This window comes from uncultured Shimia sp., from assembly GCF_947493595.1.
GTDB lineage: Bacteria > Pseudomonadota > Alphaproteobacteria > Rhodobacterales > Rhodobacteraceae > Shimia.
Genome location: NZ_CANLRL010000009.1, coordinates 185236 through 209067, shown reverse-complemented (window position 1 = coordinate 209067; position 23832 = coordinate 185236). Strand labels below are relative to the sequence as shown.

The 23832-nt window shown below is 57.5% G+C and carries 22 protein-coding genes; 12 read left to right on the top strand and 10 right to left on the bottom strand.

Features of this window, described 5'->3' with window-relative positions; translation table 11 throughout:
* Nucleotides 1-143 precede the first annotated feature (143 nt).
* From Q0955_RS18650 to Q0955_RS18640, 3 genes are read left to right on the top strand one after another with little or no spacing between them, the layout of a single operon-like run.
* Complete coding sequence (locus Q0955_RS18650; RefSeq protein ID WP_299427582.1) at nt 144-1910, top strand: ATP-binding protein; 1767 nt, start codon at nt 144-146, stop codon at nt 1908-1910.
* Nucleotides 1907-3133 (top strand): sigma-54 dependent transcriptional regulator, encoded by a 1227-nt coding sequence (locus tag Q0955_RS18645; RefSeq protein ID WP_299427579.1) that lies wholly within the window; start codon nt 1907-1909, stop codon nt 3131-3133. Before Q0955_RS18650 ends, Q0955_RS18645 begins: the two co-directional genes overlap by 4 nt.
* Complete coding sequence (locus tag Q0955_RS18640) at nt 3130-4308, top strand: MFS transporter (RefSeq protein ID WP_299427576.1); 1179 nt, start codon at nt 3130-3132, stop codon at nt 4306-4308. The genes Q0955_RS18645 and Q0955_RS18640 overlap by 4 nt, the downstream gene beginning before the upstream one ends.
* Before the next feature lie 66 nt (nt 4309-4374).
* Here Q0955_RS18640 and Q0955_RS18635 read toward each other — a convergent pair whose 3' ends face one another.
* Together Q0955_RS18635 and Q0955_RS18630 are read right to left on the bottom strand one after the other, a co-directional pair.
* The gene (locus tag Q0955_RS18635; protein ID WP_299427573.1) at nt 4375-5763 is read right to left on the bottom strand and encodes a tyrosine phenol-lyase; all 1389 of its coding nucleotides are present in this window, start codon (nt 5761-5763) and stop codon (nt 4375-4377) included.
* Nucleotides 5764-6100: 337 nt separating this feature from the next.
* A complete protein-coding gene (locus Q0955_RS18630) occupies nt 6101-6562 on the bottom strand; it encodes an Lrp/AsnC family transcriptional regulator (RefSeq protein ID WP_164644732.1) in 462 nt (153 codons plus the stop codon).
* Between the two features lie 141 nt (nt 6563-6703).
* On the opposite strand from Q0955_RS18630, the gene Q0955_RS18625 reads away from it, so the two are divergent.
* The 5 genes from Q0955_RS18625 to Q0955_RS18605 all read left to right on the top strand — a co-directional run bounded on the left by Q0955_RS18625 (nt 6704) and on the right by Q0955_RS18605 (nt 10887).
* Complete coding sequence (locus Q0955_RS18625) at nt 6704-7027, top strand: DUF2849 domain-containing protein (protein ID WP_299427570.1); 324 nt, start codon at nt 6704-6706, stop codon at nt 7025-7027.
* 35 nt (nt 7028-7062) lie between these two features.
* Nucleotides 7063-8730: a nitrite/sulfite reductase gene (locus Q0955_RS18620; RefSeq protein WP_299427568.1), complete on the top strand. Its 1668-nt coding sequence runs from the start codon at nt 7063-7065 to the stop codon at nt 8728-8730.
* On the top strand, nt 8720-9517 hold the full coding sequence (locus Q0955_RS18615; protein WP_299427565.1) for a phosphoadenylyl-sulfate reductase: 798 nt from the start codon (nt 8720-8722) through the stop codon (nt 9515-9517). Before Q0955_RS18620 ends, Q0955_RS18615 begins: the two co-directional genes overlap by 11 nt.
* Nucleotides 9514-9921, top strand: coding sequence for a DUF934 domain-containing protein (locus tag Q0955_RS18610; protein ID WP_299427562.1), 408 nt, complete (start codon nt 9514-9516; stop codon nt 9919-9921). The genes Q0955_RS18615 and Q0955_RS18610 overlap by 4 nt, the downstream gene beginning before the upstream one ends.
* A gap of 117 nt (nt 9922-10038) precedes the next feature.
* Nucleotides 10039-10887, top strand: coding sequence for a ferredoxin--NADP reductase (locus Q0955_RS18605; protein WP_299427559.1), 849 nt, complete (start codon nt 10039-10041; stop codon nt 10885-10887).
* A 74-nt stretch (nt 10888-10961) separates the two neighbouring features.
* On the opposite strand, the gene Q0955_RS18600 is transcribed toward Q0955_RS18605, so the two are convergent.
* Entirely contained in the window at nt 10962-11657 is a 696-nt protein-coding gene (locus tag Q0955_RS18600) for a translation initiation factor 3 (protein ID WP_299427556.1), read from the bottom strand.
* A 195-nt stretch (nt 11658-11852) separates the two neighbouring features.
* Here Q0955_RS18600 and infC point away from each other — a divergent pair, with 195 nt between their 5' ends.
* On the top strand, nt 11853-12398 hold the full coding sequence (gene infC / locus Q0955_RS18595) for a translation initiation factor IF-3 (protein ID WP_366140702.1): 546 nt from the start codon (nt 11853-11855) through the stop codon (nt 12396-12398).
* Nucleotides 12399-12524: 126 nt separating this feature from the next.
* On the opposite strand, the gene Q0955_RS18590 is transcribed toward infC, so the two are convergent.
* From Q0955_RS18590 to Q0955_RS18560, 7 genes are all read right to left on the bottom strand, one after another.
* A complete protein-coding gene (locus Q0955_RS18590) occupies nt 12525-13313 on the bottom strand; it encodes a xanthine dehydrogenase family protein subunit M (RefSeq protein WP_299427550.1) in 789 nt (262 codons plus the stop codon).
* Nucleotides 13314-13327: 14 nt separating this feature from the next.
* Entirely contained in the window at nt 13328-15691 is a 2364-nt protein-coding gene (locus tag Q0955_RS18585; protein WP_299427547.1) for a xanthine dehydrogenase family protein molybdopterin-binding subunit, read from the bottom strand.
* Between the two features lie 99 nt (nt 15692-15790).
* Nucleotides 15791-16276, bottom strand: coding sequence for a (2Fe-2S)-binding protein (locus tag Q0955_RS18580; RefSeq protein WP_299427543.1), 486 nt, complete (start codon nt 16274-16276; stop codon nt 15791-15793).
* A gap of 144 nt (nt 16277-16420) precedes the next feature.
* Complete coding sequence (locus Q0955_RS18575; RefSeq protein WP_299427540.1) at nt 16421-17407, bottom strand: molybdopterin-binding protein; 987 nt, start codon at nt 17405-17407, stop codon at nt 16421-16423.
* The gene (locus tag Q0955_RS18570) at nt 17404-18372 is read right to left on the bottom strand and encodes an XdhC family protein (protein ID WP_299427538.1); all 969 of its coding nucleotides are present in this window, start codon (nt 18370-18372) and stop codon (nt 17404-17406) included. The genes Q0955_RS18575 and Q0955_RS18570 overlap by 4 nt, the downstream gene beginning before the upstream one ends.
* A gap of 89 nt (nt 18373-18461) precedes the next feature.
* Nucleotides 18462-19718, bottom strand: coding sequence for a VWA domain-containing protein (locus Q0955_RS18565; RefSeq protein WP_299427535.1), 1257 nt, complete (start codon nt 19716-19718; stop codon nt 18462-18464).
* Between the two features lie 60 nt (nt 19719-19778).
* Entirely contained in the window at nt 19779-20687 is a 909-nt protein-coding gene (locus Q0955_RS18560) for a MoxR family ATPase (RefSeq protein ID WP_299427532.1), read from the bottom strand.
* Between the two features lie 207 nt (nt 20688-20894).
* Here Q0955_RS18560 and Q0955_RS18555 point away from each other — a divergent pair, with 207 nt between their 5' ends.
* The 3 genes from Q0955_RS18555 (at nt 20895) to Q0955_RS18545 (ending at nt 23663) form a co-directional block, all read left to right on the top strand.
* Nucleotides 20895-21839, top strand: a complete 945-nt coding sequence (locus Q0955_RS18555; protein WP_299427527.1) for a phosphoadenosine phosphosulfate reductase — start codon at nt 20895-20897, stop codon at nt 21837-21839.
* A 72-nt stretch (nt 21840-21911) separates the two neighbouring features.
* Complete coding sequence (gene pyrC, locus Q0955_RS18550) at nt 21912-22955, top strand: dihydroorotase (protein WP_299427524.1); 1044 nt, start codon at nt 21912-21914, stop codon at nt 22953-22955.
* Between the two features lie 27 nt (nt 22956-22982).
* Complete coding sequence (locus Q0955_RS18545) at nt 22983-23663, top strand: orotate phosphoribosyltransferase (protein ID WP_299427521.1); 681 nt, start codon at nt 22983-22985, stop codon at nt 23661-23663.
* Nucleotides 23664-23832 lie beyond the last annotated feature (169 nt).

Genomic DNA, 23832 nt, shown 5'->3' with positions numbered 1-23832 from the left:
CGAATGTTCATTGGCTGGCAAGGGCTCCAGCCAAAATAATTCACTTATCAAGCAAATCCCCGCCTACCCATGCGTCAACATGAGTCACCACGACAGGCTTCGGAGCGCTCGCACCACCAGGCACAAACGGCTAGACTTAAGGCATGCGAACTTGGATACGCCACCGGGCCACGATTCTCCTCCTCTTCTTTATCCTGCTTGTTGCACTCGCCAGCGGCGTCTGGCGCTACGGCTACGTGCAGGCGCTGGATCAACTGGCCCGTCGCGGCGAAGCTGACCTCGCCTTGGCCGCGGACCGCCTTACGGCACAATTGCAGCGTTATCAGGAACTTGCCGTCCTAATGGCGGAGCACCCAACACTGCTGGCGCTGAGCAAAGATCAGTCCAACGCCCAGCCCAGCGCCGACCTGCTTTTGGAGGTGGCGGACAAAACCGCTGCGCTTGATCTGATCTATGCCAGCGCCGACGGCACCATTCTGGCCACCGCCCAGGAAAACGCGATCCCGTCTGAGAACCTCACCGGCGCGCCGTATTTCACCCGCGCCTTGCACGGCGCCATTGGCACCCACCACGCCGTGGACACCCGCTTCAACCAACGCGCCTTCTACTTCTCCGCTCCCAGTTTTGGCGCAGACGGAAAAGTGGCGGCCGTCCTCACAGTTGTGGTGGACATGGCCGATGTGGAAGGCAACTGGCGCGGCGACGGCCCTGCTGTCTACTTTGTGGACGATGCCAAAGAGGTTTTCATCACCAACCGCTCCGAGCTTTTGTTTTGGCAGCGCCCGGTTGACAGCACCGGCCTCGCCCCTTCCGATGCCCCTGCTCCGGCTTTCACCAGCCATACCACCGCAGGCTATGAAATCTGGAAAATGGACTGGGGACCCTATATCCCGGAACGCGGCCTGCACATTGTGAAAGACCTGCCAATCATCGATCTTGTGGCCGAAGCCATTGTCGACGTCAGCTTCGCCCGCCGCATTGCAGGCCTTCAGGCCGGCGCTATTGCCGCCGTGGTCATGGTGTTTGGGCTGATCCTGCTGCAAGTGCTGGAACGCCGCCGCGTGCTGGCCCAGGCCAACGCCGAACTCGAAGAACGTGTGACCATCCGCACCAAGGCACTGTCTTCCACCAACGAAGCCCTGCGCCGTGAAATCACCGAACGCGAAGAGGCTGAGGCCGCCCTCAAAAAGGCACAGGCTGATCTGGTGCAGGCAGGCAAGCTTTCTGCCCTTGGCCAGATGAGCGCCGGCATCAGCCATGAACTCAACCAGCCGCTACAGGCCATTCAGACATTTGCTGACAACGGCACCCGGTTCCTGGATCGCGACAACACCGAAAAGGCTGGCGAAAACCTCACCCGCATCTCGCAGATGGCCACCCGCATGGCCCGCATCATCAAAAACCTGCGCGCCTTTGCCCGCAACGAAAACGAGCCCATGGGCCGCGTGGATCTGGTGGCCACCATCAGCCAGGCCGTGGAACTCACCGAACTGCGCCTCAACCAGGACAACATCAACCTCAGCTGGGCCGCCCATTCCTACAACATGCCCATCTATGCATTGGGCGGCGAAGTCCGCCTCGCACAGGTGTTTGTGAACCTGATCAATAACGCCGCCGACGCCATGTCCGACAGCGAGGAACGTCAGATCAACATCTCTATTGTCACGGCGCCGCGCCTCTGTGTGAATATCCAAGACACCGGCCCCGGCATCGACGCCCCCGACAAGATCTTTGATCCGTTTTACACCACCAAGGAGGTTGGCAGCGCAGAAGGCATGGGCCTCGGCCTCTCTATCAGCTATGGCTTGGTGCAAAGCTTTGGCGGCAACATTCGCGGGCAAAACTTGCCTTCCGGCGGCGCGCTGTTCACCGTCGAGTTGGACCAATGGCAAGAGGAGAGCCAGCCATGACAGCGCCTGTTCTGGTGGTCGATGACGACCCCATCGTGCGCGAAGCCCTGACACAGACGCTGGAGCTCGAAGAGTTTCCGGTGATCTCCGCAGGCTCCTTTGTCGAAGCCAAGGACCACATCACCGCGCGTTTCGCCGGCGTGATCCTCTCGGACATGCGCATGCCCGGCCGCGACGGCTTTCACCTCCTGCAGTTCACCCGCGACACCGACGCCGAATTGCCCGTGATCCTGCTCACCGGCGAAGGTGATATTCCCATGGCCGTGCGCGCCATGACCCAAGGCGCCTTTGGCTTTCTGGAAAAACCCTGCGCCCCGGCCGAACTCATCGCCGTGATCGAACGCGCCCAAAAAGCCCGCGCCATGGCGCTGGAAAACCGCCACCTCAAAGCGCAGCTCGAAACTGGCGACGCCGCCGCCCGCATCATCTACGGCACCTCGCCCCAAGCCGAAGCCCTGCGCCATCGCGCCCGGTCTGTGGCCCGCATTAACGCTGAGGTGCTGATCTCCGGCCCGCCCGGCGCAGGCATCTCCAAAGTGGCCGAGGTCATCCACCTCTGCGGCGCGCATCCCGAAGGCCCCTTTGCCAAACACACCGCCGCGGGCATGGATCCTGCCGCCTTTGCGGTTGCCGTCGAGGGAACCCAAGGCGGCACCCTCTTTTTGGACGATGTGCATTCCATGCCGATGCAGACGCAATTTGCCCTGCTCACTTTGCTGGAAACTGGCGAACACCCACGCCTGATCTTTGGCAGCGCCGCGCCGCTGGATGACGCCGTGCAATCTGGCGCCCTGCACGCCGACCTTTTTTACCGCCTCGAAGCGCTGCAAGTCCGCATCCCCGGCCTGTCCGAACGCCCCGAGGACATCCCTGTTTTGTTCCGCCACTACGTGGCCCAAGCCGCCGAACAAGCGGGCATCGACGCCCCGGAGATCACCTCCGATGTGATCTCGTCCCTGATGGCGCAGGACTGGCCCGGCAACGCCCGCGCGCTCATGAGTGCGGCCATGCGCTTCACCCTGGGCCTGCCAGGCGAGGAAACCCAAACCGCTGGCCTGGGACTGGCCGACCAAATGGCACAGGTTGAGCGATCCTTGCTTGCAGAAGCGCTGCGCAAGCACCAAGGTCGGGCCGCAGCCGCCGCTGAAGCGCTCAAGCTGCCGCGCAAAACCATGTATGACAAACTCGCCAAATACGGCCTCAAGCCCGAAAGCTTCCGATGACCGCAACGACCGACCCATCGCACGCCCCGGCCCCCGCACATCTCACCCGCCGCGCCGGATGGCTGGCGATTGCCGCCATGTTTGCCATCAACGGCTCGATTTTTGGGTTGTGGGCCAGCCGCATCCCTGCCTTCAAAGCCACACATGATCTCAACCACGCGGAACTCGGCGGGTTGCTGCTCCTGCTTGCAGCTGGCGCGATCTGCGCCTTCCCGCTGGCAGGCCGCCTCGCAGACCACTTTGGCGCGGCCCGCGTGACCAAAGCATTTGTCTTGGCCAATTTGATCTTTGTGTTAGCGCTCGCACTCACACCCAACGTCTGGCTGCTTGGCACAGTCCTTTTCCTGTTTGGCGCAGCGCACGGCGGTATGGACGTCACGATGAATGCCTGGGGCGCAGAGGTTGAACGCTGGGCCAAACGTCCGCAAATGTCGTCGTACCACGCAATGTGGAGCCTCGGAGCAGGCATCGGTGCCGCCTCTGGCTTTGCCGCCATCAGCCTCAACGCTGCACCGCTCACGCACTACGCCATTGTGGGCATCCCCTTGACCGCGCTGCTGTTTTGGCTCGGCAACATCCCGTGGACCTCTCCGCTCAACCGCGACAGCAAGGCGCCGATTTTTTCGATCCCCAAAGGCCAGCTCGTGCTGGTCGGCCTGCTCGCACTCGGTGCCTCTATGGGCGAAGGCGCCATGGCAGACTGGAGCGCGGTTTATCTTGTGGACATTGGCGGTGCGCCTGAAAACTGGGCCGCCATGGGCTATGCAATCTTCTCCGTGACCATGGTGATCATGCGCCTCCTGGGCGACTGGATCACCCACCACACCTCACCCCATTTGGCCGCCCGCGTCAGTGGACTTGTGGCCGCAACAGGAGCAGCCCTAACGGTGCTGTTCCCGGTGCCACAGGTGATGCTGGTGGGCTTTGTGATGATGGGCATCGGCTACGCTTTGATCTTCCCCCTCGCCTTCAGCCGCGCCGCCAACGACCCGCATGAAAGCCCTGGCAAAGCCCTCGCGGGAACCGCCACCTTCGGTTACGGCGGCATGTTGCTCGGCCCGCCCGTGATTGGCTTCATCGCCAACGCCACCTCACTTCGGGTGTCCTTTGGCGTGCTGGCTGTATTGGCGCTGATGATTGCGGTGTTGAGTGGAGCGTTGAAGCGGGAAAACTAGCTGTCCCGCCTTTCAGCTTGCGAAAGGGGCCTGCAAATCAGGCCCCAAGAGCGTTTTTCAATCTGATCAGCCATCAACCGGCGCAAAATGCGCACGGAAGAAACGCAGGCAATCCGGCTCATATGTGAACTTGAGACCGCGAATGTCCGCTGCGCCCTGCATCACACGCTGCACACTTTCCGCGACCACATCCATATGTGCCTGCGTATACACCCGGCGCGGCAGTGTCAGGCGCACCAACTCCAGCTTTGGCATGAAGTTTTCACCAGTGTCTTTGTCACGTCCCGCCGATACCACACCACGTTCCATAACCCGCACACCCGCATCGATGTAGAGCGCTGCTGCCAGCGCCTGCGCCGGGAATTGATCTTGCGGAATATTCGGAAGAATGGCTTTTGCGTCGAGATAGATCGCGTGCCCGCCAATGGGTTGCACAATCGGCACGCCCATCTCCATCAACCGGTTGCCGAGGTATTCGACCTGCCCAACACGCGCGCTGATGTGATCATCCTGCACACTTTCCGTGATGCCAATCGCCAAGGCTTCCATGTCACGTCCAGCCATGCCGCCGTAGGTGTGCAGCCCTTCATAGACCACCACAAGGTTACAGGCCTTCTCATAGATATCGGGATCGTTCATCGCCAAGAAACCGCCGATGTTGACCAGCGCATCTTTCTTGGACGACATGGTTGCTGCATCGGTCAGCGCGCAAAGCTCATGCACAATCTCACGCACAGTTTTGTCCGCATAGCCCTCTTCGCGCTGCTGAATGAAATAGGCGTTTTCCGCCACCCGTGTCATGTCATGCACCAACAGCGTATCGGTGCGATCACACCACGCCCGCAACGCGCGCAGGTTGGCCATAGAAATCGGCTGCCCACCCGCCATGTTCACGCAGGTTGCGATACAGATGTAAGGGATCTTCTCCGCCCCAACCTTCGCCACCAGCGCATCCAGCTTGGCCAGATCAACATTGCCTTTGAATGGATGTGTCGAGGCCGGATCATGGGCCTCATCAATGATCACATCCACAAAGCTCGCGCCCGCCAACTCTTGGTGCAGGCGCGTGGTGGTGAAATACATGTTGCCCGGCACATAATCCCCATCCGAGATCAAGATCTGCGACAGAATGTTTTCAGCGCCACGTCCTTGGTGTGTCGGCACGGTATATTTGTACGAGTAATAGCTCTCGATGGTGTCCCGCATGCGATAGAAGTTGGCGCTGCCCGCATAAGCTTCATCGCCAAGCATCATGCCCGCCCACTGCCGATCCGACATCGCGCCACAGCCGGAGTCTGTCAGTAGGTCAATATAAACGTCTTCGGATTTGAGCAGGAACGTGTTGTAGCCCGCCTCCGCAATGGCGGCACGGCGCTCATCTTCGGTGGTCATCTTCAGCGGCTCGACCATTTTGATTTTATACGGTTCGGCCCAGGTTCTGGTGGATGTGGTCATTTTTTGACTCCTTGTCCAAACGACACATAAGTGAGTTTTCACGCGGAGCCTTTGAGAGGTGCGCCACGGAAAACCCGTGGCATTTCATCCCTCCCACCAGACAAGATCGCCTGATCAAAGTGGCCGAGAATGAGCGTATCGCCGCTCCGACCAAAAACAAGAGTTTTCATGTTGTGAAACGCGCATGCGACGATTCTGCGCACCAGGGTAACCAACTTCCACGCAGCCCCGTTAACCTCTCGCCACCCCAAAACGCACCTCCGCAAAACAGTCGCGATACCGACAAATTACCGACGTGATTTTTGGCGCAAACCGGTCTGCGGCCAAAGCCTAACGCTCAGAGCGGTAGCATGCTGGTGGACTTGATTTCTTCCATAGATAACAAGGCTGTCACGTTGTGCACCTTAACCTCCGAAATCAGAGCTTGATAAAAGGTGTCATAGGCGCGCGCGTTCTGCACCTGAACTTTCAGGATATAGTCTATGTCCCCCGCCAGCCGGTGTGCTTCCAAAACCTCAGGGCGCTCACGCAGGGCTTTCAGGAACTTCTGCTGCCAGTCCGCCTCATGTTCGCTGGTGCGGATCAGGACAAAGAAACATGCCTCAAAACCAAGGGCTTCGGCGTCGAGCAGCACGGTCTGCTGCCGGATCACTCCAGCCTCTTTTAATTTGCGAATGCGATTCCACACCGGCGTCTTGGAAGAGCCCACACGTTTGGCAATTTCGTCCAAGGATTGCGCCGCATCGCGTTGCAACTCCCCGAGAATTTTCTTATCCATATCGTCGATACGCAACGCCATCCCATTTCCCCTGCTATTTGTGGAACACTGGCGTATTTCCCCAAACACCCCGGAACACACGTTTCTATTTCCGCCAGCATCTGGCGGTTAAGGGGAACAATTTCCTATATTGCTTCTAAAGTCAAACCCCGGGAGAGCCTTATGCCACGCGCATTCACACCCAAAGTCATCACCGCCAACGCCCTGATCGAAGGCGACGTGATTTATTTCACCAAAGACGACACTTGGACCCGTGATCTGGCCTGCGCCGAGTATCTCACGGATGAGGCCCACGCACAGGTGCGTTTGCTGGACGCAGAACAGCAAGTTGACCAGGTGGTTGGCGCTTACCTGGCGGACACCGCAGAGGGCGAAAATGGCCTGGAGCCAACCCACTTCCGCGAAGAATTCCGCCGCACCGGGCCGTCCAACTATTTCCACGGCAAACAAGCAGACAGCAAGCAACAGGATGGTCAGGCCGCCTGATCGGCCTCTCCTGCAGCAAACAAAAGGGTCCACCCATGTATCACTACAACGACTTTGACAAAGCCTTCCTGGCAGAGCGCAATCGTCAGTTCCGTGCACAGGTAGAACGCCGCGTCGCTGGCAACCTGACCGAAGAAGAATTCCGCCCCCTGCGCCTGATGAACGGCCTGTACCTGCAATTGCACGCCTACATGCTGCGCGTCGCCATCCCGTATGGGTCGCTGAGTTCCGCACAGATGGACACACTCGCGCTCCTCGCAGAGAAGTGGGACAAAGGTTACGGCCACTTCACCACGCGCCAGAACATCCAGTACAACTGGCCCAAACTGACCGACGTGCCGGATATGCTCGACGCGCTTGGCAAGGTTGGCATGCACGCCATCCAGACCTCTGGCAACACCATTCGCAACGTGACTGCGGACCACTTTGCCGGTGCGGCTGCCGACGAGCTGGAAGACCCGCGCCCCGTGGCTGAGCTGATCCGCCAATGGTCCACCGACCACCCGGAATTCCAGTTCATGGGCCGCAAATTCAAGATCGCCGTCAGTGCCGGTGCGCAAGACCGCGCTGTGTTGAAAGCACACGATCTGGCCGTACGCATTGTGAAAAACGACGCTGGCGAGATCGGCTACCAAATCCTTGTTGGCGGGGGCCTTGGCCGTACGCCTATGGTGGGTAAGGTTCTCAATGACTTCCTGCCGCGCGAAGACCTGCTGCCGTATATCGAAAGCACTGTTTCGGTCTGGAACCAGATTGGCCGCCGCGACAACAAATACAAAGCCCGTATCAAGATCACCGTGCATGAAACCGGCCTTGAAGAGTTCCGCGCAAAGGTAGAAGAGCGCTACGAAAGCGTACGCCCAACCTTCTCCGGCATTGATCAGGACCTGTTTGAGGACATCAAAGCCCACTTTGCACCTCCGGCATTCCGCAACGCGCCCACTGTTGAGTTTGACAGTGCTTACGACGCCAACCCTCTGTTTCGCAGCTGGGTTGATACCAATCTGACAACGCACCGCGCGCCGGGGTATTCGGTTGTTACGGTTTCGCTGAAAAAGCACGGCGAAACTCCCGGCGATGCCACGGCAGATCAAATGCGCGCATTGGCTCAGATTGCCCGTGACTATGGCCATGACGAACTGCGCATCAGCCACGAGCAAAACGTGATCCTGCCGCATGTGCACAAGTCCGATTTGCCGGCGGTCTACGCCGCGTTGCGTGAAGCGGATCTGCACACCGCCAACATCGGCCTGATCAGCGACATCATCGCCTGCCCCGGTATGGACTATTGTGCACTGGCCACCGCCCGTGCGATTCCGGTTGCCCAACAAATTGCAACCCGTTTTGACGAGCTGAAGCTGGAACATGACATTGGCCACCTACAGATCAAAATCTCGGGCTGCATCAACGCCTGTGGACACCACCACGTGGGCCACATCGGCATTCTCGGTCTAGATCGCGCAGGCGTGGAAAACTATCAGATCACCCTTGGCGGCGATGCCACTTGGAACGCTGAAATTGGCCAACGTGCGGGACCAGGTTTTGCCTATGATGAGATCGTTCCAGCAATTGAGCGTCTTGTGAACGGGTATCTGGAGCTGCGCGAGGGACCGGAAGAAACCTTCCTGGAGGCTTATCGTCGCCTTGGCCTCGCGCCTTTCAAGGCACATCTCTATCCAGAGACCCAGGCCAATGCAGCATAATGGCATAACCCCTTTGACCTCCCCTCTGACGTCGGCGATTTCGCCCACGTCAGAGCGCAAGGACCCGTTGCAGGCCAAGGTAGATGTGCTCAACGCCCGCTATCGGCATCACTCTGCGACCTCGGTCATGGAGGCCGCGCTCAAAGACCCACAGGCCGGCAAGCTGGCTCTGGTGTCGTCTTTTGGTGCCGAATCCGTTGTGCTGTTGCATATGGCCGCTGTTGTGGATCGCAACATTCCGGTGATCTTTGTCGACACCGAAATGTTGTTCACGGAGACGCTTGTGTACCAGCAAGAAGTGGCGGAACGCCTGCATCTGGATAACGTCCAGGTTATCCGTGCAAGTGACGCCACTTTGGCTGCGGAAGACCCAGACGGTACGCTGCATCAGCTTGACACCGATGCCTGCTGTTCCCTGCGCAAAACACGGCCTTTGCAAAAGGCTCTGCGTGGCTATGACGGCTGGATCACCGGCCGTAAGCGTTTCCAATCCGGCACACGCGCCGCCTTGGACTTCTTTGAGGTCGAGGACTTCACCGGCCGTATCAAAGTGAACCCGCTGGCCCATTGGGCGCCAGAAGACGTGCGGGCTTACATGGAAGAAAACCGCCTGCCCCGCCACCCGCTTGTGGCACAGGGCTACCCTTCGATTGGCTGTGCCCCTTGCACATCCAAGGTTGCGGAAGGCGAAGACCCGCGCTCCGGTCGGTGGCGTGGTCAAGAAAAAGACGAATGTGGCATCCATTTTGTGAACGGCAAAATGGTGCGAGCTGGAGAAAAGACATGACTGTGATTGTAACGGACAGTGGCTTCACCGCCGACAACTGGACTCTGGGCTTTGTGCCTTTGGACGAAGCGGCCAATGACGTTGCCGCCCTTGATGTGCCTTCCACCGCTGATCCCGCAGATGTCATTGCGCAGTTGGCAGGGGTGGAAATGGTCCGCGTGGACTTCCCCAGTTTTGCGGATGGCCGTGGCTTTACCATCGCGCGTCAATTGCGTTTGGCTGGTTACAAAGGCCGCCTGCGCGCCAAAGGCCACGTGATTTCCGACCAATACGCCATGGCACGCCGCTGTGGTTTTGACGAGGTAGAGATCTCCGAAGAGCTCGCCACACGCCAACCAGAAGGGGAATGGAAATTCCGCTCCGACTGGCAAGCCAACAACTACCAAGCGCGCATGCGCGGCTAACACATCGCAAAAAAGCGATGCGAGCTTGCGTTATGTCAAAGCCGCATCGCTGCTATCCCTTCAAAACCTCACCAGAGATGTTACATGAGGAGCGGGCAGTCCCGCCCAGTATTTGATATGACCGAGCAAAAACCCGTGACCGAATCCACCGCCCAAAAAGTGCCAGCGCTTCCTGACGCCCAGACTGTCACCGAAGTGAAGCACTATACCGACCGTTTGTTTTCCTTCAAATGCACCCGTCCCGCCTCATTGCGGTTCCGTTCCGGTGAGTTTGTGATGATTGGCCTGATGGGCGACCCTGACCCAAAGACCGGAAAGCAAAAACCTCTCTTGCGCGCGTATTCCATTGCGTCGCCAAGCTGGGACGAAGAAATGGAGTTCTACTCCATTAAGGTACAAGACGGCCCGCTGACCTCCAAGTTGCAGCACATCCAGCCGGGTGACGAGGTTATCCTGCGTCCCAAGCCTGTTGGTACGCTGGTGCATGACGCCCTGATCCCGGGCAAGCGCATCTGGTTTTTTGCCACCGGCACAGGATTTGCACCGTTTGCGTCCCTGCTGCGTGAACCGCAAACTTATCAGGACTACGACGAAGTCATCATCACCCACACCTGCCGCGAAGCTGGCGAGCTGACCTATGGCCGTGATCTGATCGAAGCTCTGAAAGACGATGAACTGTTGAACGAAGTGATCGGTGAGGGTTTCTGGAAGAAGATCAAATACTACCCGACCACCACCCGCGAAGAGAGCGCCAAGATGGGGCGTATCACCGATCTGATCCGGTCTGGCGAAGCCTATGCTGATCTGGATGTTGAGCCGCTCAACCCAGAAAGCGACCGCGCGATGATCTGTGGCAACATGGCGTTCAACCTAGAGCTCAAAGATATGCTCGAGGAAGCTGGTCTGGAAGAAGGCGCCAACTCAAAGCCTGCTCAATATGTGGTCGAGAAAGCCTTCTTGGACTAAGTCCAAAACATAGTTCCAAAAGAAAACGCCCCGACATTGGCCGGGGCGTTTTGCGTTTTGGGTACTGAAACAGTTTACATTCCAAGCGCTTGCTTTGCAGCGTCCAACGCCTGCGTTAGCATTTCTGGGTTGTTGGTGGCGCTTTCGATGGCTGTTTTGAGCGTGGTTTTCTCAATCATACCCAGCGACGATCCGTCGATCACCTCAGACACTTTCGCCATATCAAAACCGTCCGCGGTAAACACGCTGGTCAAATCCGCCAAGCCGGTTGTGGCCGCATCAGTAGCCTGCTCAGTTGTTTCTGTTACAGCCTCTGTCGCATCAGAAGCAGCTTCCGTCGTGGCATCTGTGGCTGCGTCGGTGGCCGCGCTGGCGGAGTCTGTGACCGCGGTTACGGCCTCCTCAGCGGCTTCGGTGGCCGCAGCGGCGGTATCTGCAGCGGCGGTATCTGCAGCCGCGTCTGTAGCAGCTTCCACAGCTTCAGTTACAGCAGCTTCAGCTTGGTCAGCAACTGCTTCGACCTGGTCTGTTGCAGCTTCAACAGCCTCTTCCGCTGCTTCCTGAACGGCCTCTGCGGTTGCGGCAACACCATCAGTTGCCTCTTGCACGGCCTCTTCCACGGCTTGCTGCGCCTCTTCAACAGCTTCAACAACCGGAGAGGTCTCAACAACTGGAGCGTCGGTCACAGCGTCCTTGCCGCCCTGCCCCAATACAAAATAGGCCACCACCGCAATGGCACCTGCAATCACTACAAAAATCAGATTCTTCATGGAATTCTCCAGCTCTATCTCTCCCACCCGAACAGTCCGGGCCCTTCGCCTGTTCTATTTCTGCCGCTCAACGCCCACTCTCAAGGGGGAAACCTGCCATATTTGCATCATCGCCCTAGATTCGGCGGTTGTATCGTCTGAAAAGGACGAATAAATTGGGTGCCCAAAGGCATTCACCATTGAAGGAAGAAAACCATAGCCCGCAGACCTCATAACGCACCGCCTCAGCGTGACACCGGACCCCGCGTCAACGGACGCATCCGCGCTACCGAAATCCGCTTGATTGGCGCAGACGGCGAAAACGTCGGTGTCGTGACCCCATCGCGGGCCATGGTAATGGCTGACGAGGCTGGTTTGGATCTTGTTGAGATTTCTCCAAATGCAAACCCACCTGTGTGTAAGATCATGGATTTCGGCAAGTTCAAATATGAACAGCAGAAACGTGAATCCGAAGCGCGCAAAAAGCAAAAGACCATCGAGATCAAAGAGGTCAAGTTCCGCCCCAACACGGACACGCATGACTACGAAGTCAAAATGCGCAACGTGTATAAGTTCCTGGAGAACGGCGACAAAGTCAAAGTGACTTTGCGCTTCCGTGGCCGCGAAATGGCGCACCAGAACTTGGGTCGCGAATTGCTAGAGCGCGTGGCAGCGGACACCAAAGAAATGGGCAAAGTTGAAAACATGCCCAAAATGGAAGGCCGCCAGATGATTATGCTGATCGGCCCGCTGCCGAAGTAAATCTGGCAGACCATTGAATTCTAAGAAACCCCGCCATCGCGCGGGGTTTCTTATTGGTGACATACCGAAGGCAACAAAAAGGCCCCAATCTTAGGATCGGGGCCTTTCTATTTTACTATAGGTCACTTAGCCGGCGGCAGTCACCGCGCGGCGGGTCAAAACCCCAACCAAGTGGGCCCGGTATGCCGCCGTGCCATGCAGATCAGAGATCATGCCATCTTCGCCTGGCGTCATATCGGCAATGGCGTTAGCGGAGAAGTTGCCGGACAGCGCGGCCTCAGCCTCCGTCCAACGGAACACGCCCTCTTCAGACGCGCCGGTTACCGCGACACGCACACCGTCCGCATATTTGGCCACAAACACCCCCACCAAGGCAAACCGCGAGGCTGGCTGCTCAAACTTCTGATAGTTTGACGCCTCCGGCACGGGGAAACGCACCTCCGTGAGGATCTCCCCCTCATCCAAGGCCGTTGTGAACATGCCTTGGAAATAGTCATCCGCCGCAATCTCACGCGCATTGGTGACAAAGGTGGCACCAGATGCCAAGGCCCCGGCTGGGTAACAGGCAGATGGATCGTTGTTGGCCAGAGAGCCGCCAATGGTTCCACGTGCCCGCACCGCCGGGTCACCGATGCCTCCGGCAAGAGCCGCAAGTCCGGGGTAAGCACCGGCCCCTGCAGCCACATCCGCATGGGTGGTTGCCCCACCGATACACAGCGCGCCATCATCGCCGGTGCAAATGCCCTGCATCTCGGCAATGCCCTTGAGGCTCACCAGCTTAGACGGGCTGGCAAGGCGTTGCTTCATGGTGGGGAGCAATGTTTGCCCCCCACCCAGTGCCTGCGCATCCTCGGCGCTCAGCGCGGAGACCGCATCCGCGATCGTGGAGGGTTTTTCGAAGTCGAAATTATACATGATATTTCCTCCGCTTATCCGTTCATCGCCTGCCAGACGCGCGACGGCGACACTGGCATATCGATATGGTGAATGTCATGCCCACCAGAGCGCAACGCGTCAACAACCGCGTTGATCACCGCTGGAGGAGACCCAATGGCTCCAGCTTCGCCACAGCCCTTCACACCCAATGGATTGTGCGTGCAAGGTGTCTGACTAGAGTGGTCCACGCCGTAGAAAGGCACATCACTGGCACGTGGCATGGCATAGTCCATATAAGACGCGCTCAGCAGTTGGCCATTCTCGTCATAAGCCGCGTTTTCAAGCAAAGCTTGACCAATGCCCTGACCAATTCCACCATGCACCTGACCATCGACAATCATCGGGTTAACAATGTTGCCGAAGTCATCTGCCGCGTTAAACGCCTCGATGGTGACCTTACCGGTGTCCGGATCCACCTCCACTTCACAGGCATAAGCACCGGAAGGATAGGTGAAGTTGGCAGGATCATAGAAAGCCGTCTCCTCCAAACCCGGCTCAATGTCCTCAAGCGGATAGTTGTGTGGCACGTACGCGGCTAGCGTCACATCCCCCCAAGCCACTGATTTGTCTGTGCCCGCAACCGAAAACGCACCATCTTTGAGTTCGATGTCCGCTTCAGCTGCCTCCATCAGGTGCGCGGCAATCTTCTTGGCTTTGGCAATGATCTTCTCAGTTGCCCGAACCATGGCGGAGCCGCCAACTGCCAGCGAGCGTGAGCCGTAAGTGCCCATGCCCATTGGCGTATTGGCCGTATCGCCGTGCACGATCTCAACCATGCTTTCGTCAATGCCGATCATCTCCGCGATCACTTGCGGGAAAGAGGTCTCGTGGCCTTGGCCATGGCTGTGTGAGCCGGTCATCACAACAAGGCCACCGGTTGCATTTACACGCACTGTTGCGCTTTCATACAGACCCGCACGTGCGCCCAGCTGTCCCACAAGGTTTGACGGCGCAATACCGCAAGCCTCGATGTAGCAGTTCACGCCAAAGCCACGCAGCTTGCCTTTGGCCTCGCTGGCCTTACGGCGTGCCTCAAAGCCAGACAGATCCGCCATCTTCTCCAAAGCATCCATGGTGCCGTGATAGTCACCGGTGTCATATTCCACCGCCACTGGGGTGGCATAAGGGAACTCAGTGATGAAGTTTTGACGGCGCAGAGCAATTGGGTCCACACCTAGCTCGCGCGCCGCTTTGTCGACCACACGCTCCAGTTGGAATGTCGCTTCTGGACGGCCCGCACCGCGATACGCATCCACAGGCACTGTGTTGGTGAAGACCGCTTTGACGTTCACGTAGATCAGCGGTGTTTTGTAGTTCCCCGCCATCAGCGTGCCATGTAGCCAGGTTGGAACAGACGGTGCAAAGGTCGACAAATACGCGCCCATGTTTGCGTACGTATCAGTCCGCAAAGCTGTGAAGTTATTGTCCGCATCCAGCGCCAGCTCGATCTTGGTCACGTGATCTCGGCCATGCGCGTCCGAAATGAACGCCTCAGAACGTGTTGAGGTCCACTTCACTGCACGGTTCAGGGCTTTGGCCGCAAAAGTACAGAAGGCTTCCTCAGCATAGTGGAAGATCTTTGTCCCAAAGCCACCGCCGACGTCCGGCGCAACAACCCGCAGCTTATGTTCCGGAATGCCCAGAACAAACGCGCCCATCAAAAGACGGATCACATGTGGGTTCTGGCTGGTTGTGTAAAGCGTACTTTCACCGGTTGCGCGGTTGAAATCGCCAATCGCAACACGTGGTTCCATTGGGTTGGCCACCAGGCGGTTGTTGCGCAACTCGAGCGTTGTAACATGTGCCGCCGCCTCAAACGCCGCGTCGACTGCTGGCTTGTTCTCTTCAACGAAGCCCCAGTCATAACAGAGGTTACTGGTCAGATCATCGTGCACTTTTGTGGCCCCATCAGCCAGTGCAGCCTTCATATCGACAACCGCCGGAAGCTCTTCCAGATCAACCTCAATGGCTTCAGCAGCGTCACGTGCCTGCTCCAAGGTTTCGGCTACAACGGCAGCGATCTGATCCCCCACGTAGCGCACTTTGCCTTGAGCCAGAACCGGGTGGGCAGGCTCCTGCATCGGCTCGCCGTGGCGATCCGTCACTTGCCAACCGCAAGGAATGCCACCAACACCTTCAAAATCCGCACCGGTGAAAATCTTGATCACCCCCGGCATAGCCGACGCAGCATCCAGATTGATGCCATTGATATTGGCATGAGCAATGTCAGAGCGCAAAAAATGTACGTAGGCCTGACCGTTAACTTGAATGTCGTCTGTATAGTTGCCGGTTCCGCTTAGAAACCGGACATCTTCGCGCCGCTTGGGGCTGGCGCCAATGCCATTGTCCTTAGGCATGTTAATCCTCCCTAAAATCAGAGCGGGCCAAAGCCTCACGCATCCGATTTGAAATCAAAATCGCACAAGTTCGCGCCTCCTCAAACGCGGGTCTGTGGATCACTCGGCTGCAATGCTGCTCACATCTTGCCCGCTGGCCGCCAAGATCGCTTTCACGATGTTGTGGTAGCCGGTGCAGCGGCAAATATTGCCCTCAAGATGATGGCGCACTTCCGCTTCGGTAGGTTGCGGGTTGTTTTTCAAGAGATCCGCCGCAGACATGATCATGCCTGGGGTGCAAAATCCGCATTGCAGGCCGTGGTGATCTTGAAATGCCTGCTGCAACGCATTCAATGTGCCATCCGGCGCAGCCTGACCTTCAATGGTGTCAACCGAAGTGCCTTCTGCTTCCATCGCCAACATGGTGCAAGCTTTCACGGCAACCCCATCAACATGCACCACACAAGCGCCACATTGGCTGGTGTCGCATCCAACGTGCGTGCCGGTCAGGCCAAGGGTTTCTCGAAGAAATTGACTGAGCAAAGTGCGTCCTTCGGCATCGCCGGACATTTCTTTGCCATTCACGGTCATGGTGACCTGTGACATTGGCTCCTCCCAATTTAGCTATTGTCATTGAACAAGAGTAAAGCAGCCACCATGCAACTTGAGAAGCCGTTTTTTTTAACAATCTAATTAGGCGGCGTAGACATTGGTCGTAGCTGCAAGCGCAGCACAAAACGACGCTTTTTCTTAGATGCCTTTCTCGCGTGGCATGGGGCGGATTGGGATTTCCTTCAACAATCCCCCCACCCCCATGGCCGCAATATCATCATGGGACACCTCAAGCCCGCAGATCACACGCTCCAGCACCCAATCCGCGCCATTGAGAGCAGGAGACCGGGCACAGCCTGGCAAACCAATCACAGGTTTGCCGTCAATTCCCCCTAGAAACAGTAGGTTTCCGGGGTCAACTGGCATGCCAAACCGCTCAACCTGACCACCCGCATTCCGCAGAGCCTGCGGTGCTACATCCAGCGGATCTGACGTTGCCGACGCGGTAAGAACAAAGATCATGTCCCCGGTAGCAGAGCGGATCGCTTGCGCCAATGGTTCTTCCTGGTGCGCCACCAATACGCGTTCACTAAGTGACATTCCCATGCGTTCAACACGACCAGCCATCGCCCGGCGCCCCTTATCAGATGGGGTGTTGCCAATTGTCGTCTCAATCAACGTGGCCGACTGATAGACTGGTCGCAACAGCGAGACAGCCGCCGCCGCAACATCAGTTGCCACATCAATCGAGGATGATGGCACGGCATAGGAAATAATCTTGATGGTCGCGACCATGCCCCCCGCGTCAACCCGATGATAATCCGGCACTGTCGCGACCGTAATCATCGGGTCAATCGAGTTAATCTGCTGCACTTTGTCAGCGTTGACGCGGATCACACCATAGCCCTCAGCATAGAGGTTCACCCGCCCAGCGCCCGCGCCTGTTGCTCGGACCCCCTCAATCCCAACAAGCATGGCCGCTGCCAATTTGGCTGCCGCTTCATCTTCGGGCACATCGCCTTGGTCCAATTGGGCAACAACAACGGTCTCAAACCCTGCGTCGACGAGAGCCTGTAGGTGCGTTTCTTGCAGGACTGTTCCTTTGGGGAGTCTTTTGCCGGCAACCAGGGAATGCGCCAACACGGCGTCCAATGCTGATTTGACAGGCACGGCACCAAACTTCATGTGCCTTTCCTCAACACTGTCAAAATCTCCGCCAGGATCGACACCGCAATTTCGGACGGGCTTGCCGCGCCAATGTCCAATCCAACCGGACCGTGTAAACGAGCAATGGCTTGACCCGAAAACCCGGCGTCCTGAAGCCGTTCAACCCGCTTGGCATGGGTTCTTTTGCTGCCAAGAGCGCCAATATAAAAAACATCTGACTTCATAGCGATATGTAGTGCTGGATCGTCGAGTTTGTGATCATGGGTCAACAAAACAAGCGCAGTGCGCGCATCAATTCCAATGGTTTGCAAGGCCTCATCTGGCCACTCATCGACTACAGCCTCCCCGGGAAACCGCGCCTCAGAGCCAAACGCGGCTCGCGGGTCAATGATTACGGGATCAAAACCGGCGACACGAGCCATTGGCACCAACGCCTGCGCAATGTGAACAGCTCCCACAACGACCAACCTCAGGGGAGGATTGTGAATCGCAACAAAGCGGCCGTTTTCCTCCACGCCAGATCGATCCATGCGAAAGCGATCTGCAAATCCGGTATCCGACAGTTCGCCACCGCCAGTTTCAACATTGGCAACATACGCGACCGCTTTGCGCGCGGCACGGGCCTCAACCAATTGTAACAGCACGTCCTCAGTGAGAACGGTTCCCACAGGTTCGACCAGAACCTTGATTGTGCCACCGCAGGCCAAGCCAACAGCAAAGGCATCTCCGTCGCTGACGCCAAATTCCAACAAGGTGCCCTTGCCGCTTTCAATCGCGTCGAGTGCCTCAACCATCACCGCGCCTTCGACACAACCACCAGACACTGAGCCTTCAATTTGGCCATCACCGGACACAACCATCTGCGCCCCCGTTCGACGTGGTGCAGAGCCCCAGGTTTCAACCACCGTGGCCAGGGCAGCCCCACGTCCAGCGCGATACCAGTCCAGCGCCAATTCCGGCGCTCCTTCAAGTCCTTGGCGCATTCCACCCTCCCTCAGAGCAAAAAACATGGGCCTCGTTCCACCAAACCGCAAGGTCCTCTTTTTCCATATACTTCACAGGCTCAGGACCATTATTGTAGCTCTCCAAGGAGCCGTGCCTTTTCCCCTATATCGTCGGGACGTGACAAAGCCTCCGCAAGTGCCTCTATGGAAGCTATGGAGTGGCCGGCGCGGAAACTATCAACATGCGGCAACATTGCCCGAATGCCTTGCGCCTTGGCGGCAAACCCCTCCCACCTCAGAAGTGGATTCAGCCAAATCAGGCGTCGCGAAGACAGGTGCAAGCGCTGCATTTCTTTGGTCAGCGCCTCAGGCGCACCACGATCCAACCCATCGGTGATCAATAAGACAACGGCGCCCTGGCCCATCACGCGGCGCGACCAATCTCTGTTAAAACTGTGCAGGCACTCCCCAATTCGTGTACCGCCTTCCCAATCCTGCGCTTCGGCACCCGCCGCTGCCAGCGCGGCATCTACATCCCGAGTTGCCAAATGACGGGTGATGTTGGTTAGGCGTGTGCCAAAAGTGAAGCCGTGAACCTTTGCCCATCCCGCGCCTTTTTGATTGGCAACCGCATGTAAGAAATGCAGCACCATGCGGCTGTATTGGCTCATGGAGCCAGAGATATCACAGATCACCACAAGGTTGGGCCAACGGATACGCGGGCTTTTACGGACTAGGCCAGACAGGTCTCCCCCTTGGCGCATGGAGTGCCGTATGGTGGCGCGCCAATCGATTTTGCGCCCAAGCGGATCCGGTTTCGTGCGTCGAGACAAGATTGGTTTGACCGGTAAGCTCAGGCGCGACAGCATGCGCTTTGCTTGGGCAATTTCCTCCGTGCTCATTTGCTCAAAATCCAGCGACCGCAACTTCTCCTCTGAAGACATGGTGAGGGATGCGTCGATCTCGATTTCAGTGCCGGCCTCCTCTTGCGCCACATCTTCGGGAAGGTCTTGATTGGCCCCATCAAGCAGTGCTTCTGCTGCGCGCTTCTCTCCGGCTTGTCCCGCGCGGTCCTCTTGCACACCGCGCACAGCCGGCAACATCATCGCCATCATGTGCTCCAGATAGCGTGGATCACGCCAATACAGCCGAAAAACTTGTGCAAATACAGTGCGATGTTCGGGGCGAGACACAAAACACGCATGCAAGGTCCAATAGAAGTCTTGCTTGCTGGTGAACCCTGCAGCTTCGACAGCTCGAATAGCGTCGATCACCCGCCCTGGGCCAATGGGCAGCCCGGCCTTGCGCAAAGCGCGCGCGAACCAAGTGATGTTTTGCGTCAGTTTAGGATCATCCGGGATCTCAAGCGGAAGGTGTTCAGCCATCGTTCACAACGGGGGGCCAGCCCCCCATGCCCCCCGGGATATTTGAGGCCAAATGAAGCATCAGGCAGGTTCCAGCGTTGCACGCGCCTCGTCCAGAAGGCGCTTGGCTTCTGTTCCTTGCAGTTTGGCAATGTCGTCCTGGTATTTGAGCACGGCTCCCAAAGTGTCAGCGATCACCTCGGGACTTAGGGTGAGAACATCCAAAGCCAACAAACACTTGGCCCAATCTATGGTTTCCGCAACACCAGGCTTTTTAAAGAGATCTTCCGTGCGCAGCCTTTGAACAAACGCCACAACCTCCCGGCTTAGGCCCTCCGCCGCTTCAGGTGCACGGGCGCGCAAAATTGCCATTTCGCGATCAAAATCCGGGTAGTCGACCCAGTGATAGAGGCACCGGCGCTTGAGCGCGTCGTGCACTTCTCGGGTCCGGTTGGATGTAACTATCACTATCGGCGGATGCGGCGCTTTGATGGTGCCTATTTCCGGGATGGTCACCTGAAAATCGCTGAGCGCCTCAAGCAAGAAAGCCTCAAACGGTTCATCAGTGCGGTCCAACTCATCGATCAGCAACACGGGCGCGCCAGCCAGATCAGGACGCATGGCTTTCAGCAGCGGGCGCTCCACAAGGTAATCTGGCCCAAAGAGTTCTTCCTGAAGCGCGCTGCGGTCTGCGCCTCCGCTGGCTTCTGCGGTGCGGATGGCAACCATTTGAGCAGCGAAATTCCATTCATACACCGCGCTGGAGGCATCCAAACCTTCGTAACACTGTAAGCGGATCAAGCTGCGCCCCAAAGCTGCCGAAAGCGCCTTGGCAATTTCAGTTTTGCCAACCCCGGCCTCGCCCTCCAGAAAGATTGGTCGCCCCAAGCGCAGCGCCAAAAAAACAACCGTCGCAAGCGGCCGACCACACACGTAGCCTTCTTCTACCAGAAGCCGTTGAATATCGTCGATGCTCTCAATGTCCTGCATAGGGGCGCCTTTGGCTGAAAATGCTCCGGTCACGCTGCATTGGAGCACCCGTCACGTCAAGCGTTTGCCCCCGCGACAAAAGTTGTAGAAAAGCACAAAGCCTTCCCAATTTTTGCCGCAAATGGTCTATATCTTTCCCGCAAAGGCCATCAAACAAGGCCAGATCATCAGGCCATAAAGGCCAGGGGCGTAAGGAAAAACATCGAGATGCAGGACACCGCCAACGGCTTTGACACGCCGATGCTTGGATTGTCACGGGATGAATGGCTCACGCAGCTGGAACATGTTGCGGACGCGCATGGGCACTTTCAACCGCTGGGAAAACGTCATTGGGCAACTCTGGTAGAGGACAAACCTGTCCTTCTGGTCACCTTTGAAACCATTGATAGCATTCAAAAACGAGGCGACACCGGCCATCCGTTGGGATGGGAGTTGGTGCGCGAGTTGGGCTGGTCTCACCTTTGTGTTTTGAGTGATGGAGACACGTGGTTTCGCGATCCGGAGGTGATTGCTTATTTTGATCGTCTGTCTGATGACGGCTTTTTTGATGAGTTTGATGAAGTGGTGTTTTACGGCGCTGGTTCTTGTGGCTATGCCGCCGCGGCCTATTCGATTGTCGCAACCGATGCACAGGTTGTGGCGGTGAGACCGCAGGCAACCCTATCGCCGCGGTTGGCGGGCTGGGACAAACGGTTTCCACACTCCCGAAAAATTGCTTTCGACGGGCAGTATGGCTTTGCACCTGATATGGCCGCCATGGCAGACCGTTGCTTTGTGATTTACGATCCGACCCAAAGCTTGGACGCAATGCACGCGGCGCTTTTTGCCCGTGAAAACACCGTCTTGCTACCGACAGCCCATTTGGGCGACACCCCGGAAGAAGACCTGTTGGAGATGCAAATTCTGTATCGGGTCTTGGTGAAAGCGGGCGCGGGCACATTGAGCCGTGCGGCCTTTTACAAGCTTTACCGAGCCCGGAGGGCCCATGTTCCCTATCTGGATCGCCTCTTGCGGAAGGTCTCACAAAAGAACCGTCCGTTTGTTACCGCCCTTCTCTGTGCCAACGTCGCGCGGCGCCTGAAAGAGCCGCGATACCTGCGCCACTTAAACGCGCTTGTGCAGGATGCCGATCAGGGGCGTTTGGCGAGCTAAAACCGGCGCAAAACCGCTAAGTTTTGCGCACAAAGACTAGCCACTGGTCGCGGCTTTGTGTAAGCCGCGACTATGACCCAAAATCTGACCATTGCCCGCCCCGATGACTGGCATCTGCATCTGCGCGATGGCGCGATGCTGCAAGCCGTCCTGCCTGAAACCGCGCGCCACTTTGGCCGTGCGATCATCATGCCCAACCTGGTGCCGCCGGTTGTGACCGGAGCGCAGGCCGCAGCCTACAAAGATCGCATTATGGCCGCGCTGCCTGACGGCATGAGTTTTGAACCGTTGATGACGCTGTACCTCACTGAAGACAGCGATCCGGAAGATATTGCAGCGGCCCATGCCACCGGTCTGATCAAAGCAGTCAAACTCTACCCCGCCGGTGCGACCACCAACTCCGCCAGCGGCGTTGCAGATTTCAAAAACGTGCGCGCGTCGCTGGAGAAAATGGCCGAGATCGGCCTGCCACTGTGCGTCCATGGCGAGGTCACCGACCACGACATCGATATTTTTGACCGCGAAGCGATTTTTATTGACCGCGTGTTAGATCCAATTCGCAAGGCAACGCCAGGCCTGCGCGTGATTATGGAGCATATCACAACCAGTGACGGTGTTGCGTATGTGCAGGACAATGCGACCGATCTGGGCGCAACAATCACCACGCACCACCTGATCATCAACCGCAACCACATCCTCGTGGGCGGGATCAAACCGCACTACTACTGCCTGCCTGTGGCCAAACGCGAAGAGCACCGTTTGGCACTGCGTGCGGCGGCGACATCTGGTGATGCGCGATTCTTCCTGGGCACCGACAGTGCGCCGCACCTGGATGGCGACAAAGAAAGCGCTTGTGGCTGCGCCGGTTGTTTCACCGCGACCAATACCATGGCGCTTTTGGCGCATGTGTTTGAGGAAGATGGCGCGCTGGACAAGCTGGAAGACTTTGCCTCCCGCAATGGTCCAAACTTCTACGACCTGCCAGTGAACGAAGAAACCATCACGCTTGCGAAGAATGACCAAGCCTCTGTCTTCCCAGACAAAATCGAGAGCGCCAATGGACCGGTTACCGTATTTGATCCCGGCTATGACGTGTTCTGGACTGTCGCTGACTAAGAATTTCCGCTGCCAAAGGATATCAAAATGATCCCAACCGCCTTCCCGCCAAAAGAAGAAATTGCCCGCCTGACAGCCCGTATGCTGCTGGAAATTGGCGCTGTGAACTTCAACACCGATGAGCCCTACACGCTGGCCTCTGGTCTGCCGAGCCCGAGCTATATCGACTGCCGCAAGCTGATCTCTTTCCCGCGTATCCGCGCGACTTTGATGGACTTTATGACCGTCACCGTGATGCGCGAAGCCGGCTTTGAAGCGTTTGACAACATTGCCGGTGGTGAGACCGCCGGCATCCCGTTTGCCGCACTGGTGGCCGAGCGCATGGCGCTGCCAATGACCTATGTGCGTAAGAAGCCAAAGGGTTACGGCAAAAACGCCCGTATCGAAGGCGCGATGAGCGAAGGCGAGCGCGTGCTGCTGGTGGAAGACCTCACCACCGACGGCGGCTCCAAGCTGTCGTTTGTCGATGCAATCCGCGAGACCGGCGCGTCCTGTGGCAATACTGCGGTGATTTTCTACTACGACATCTTCCCGGAAACCGAGAAGACGCTGGGCGATCACGGCGTGGCGCTGCACTACCTCTGCACCTGGTGGGATGTGCTGGCGGAAGCCAAGGCGCAGGGTGTGTTTTCGGAAGAGACACTGTCGGAAGTGGAGACCTTCCTCAAAGACCCACGCGCGTGGCAAGAAGCTCGCAAGGGGTCCTGAGCCTTTCGGCGGAAAACCGACCATGTTGAGGCTCTGAACCGCCGCAACGACACAAGATGTTGACGCAACAACGCCCGCCCTGACAATATCAGGGCGGGCGAAGTTATCCACAGGCGATCCACAAAAACATACAAGTTGCCCAGTTTGAGACCGCTGGTTTAGAACCAGC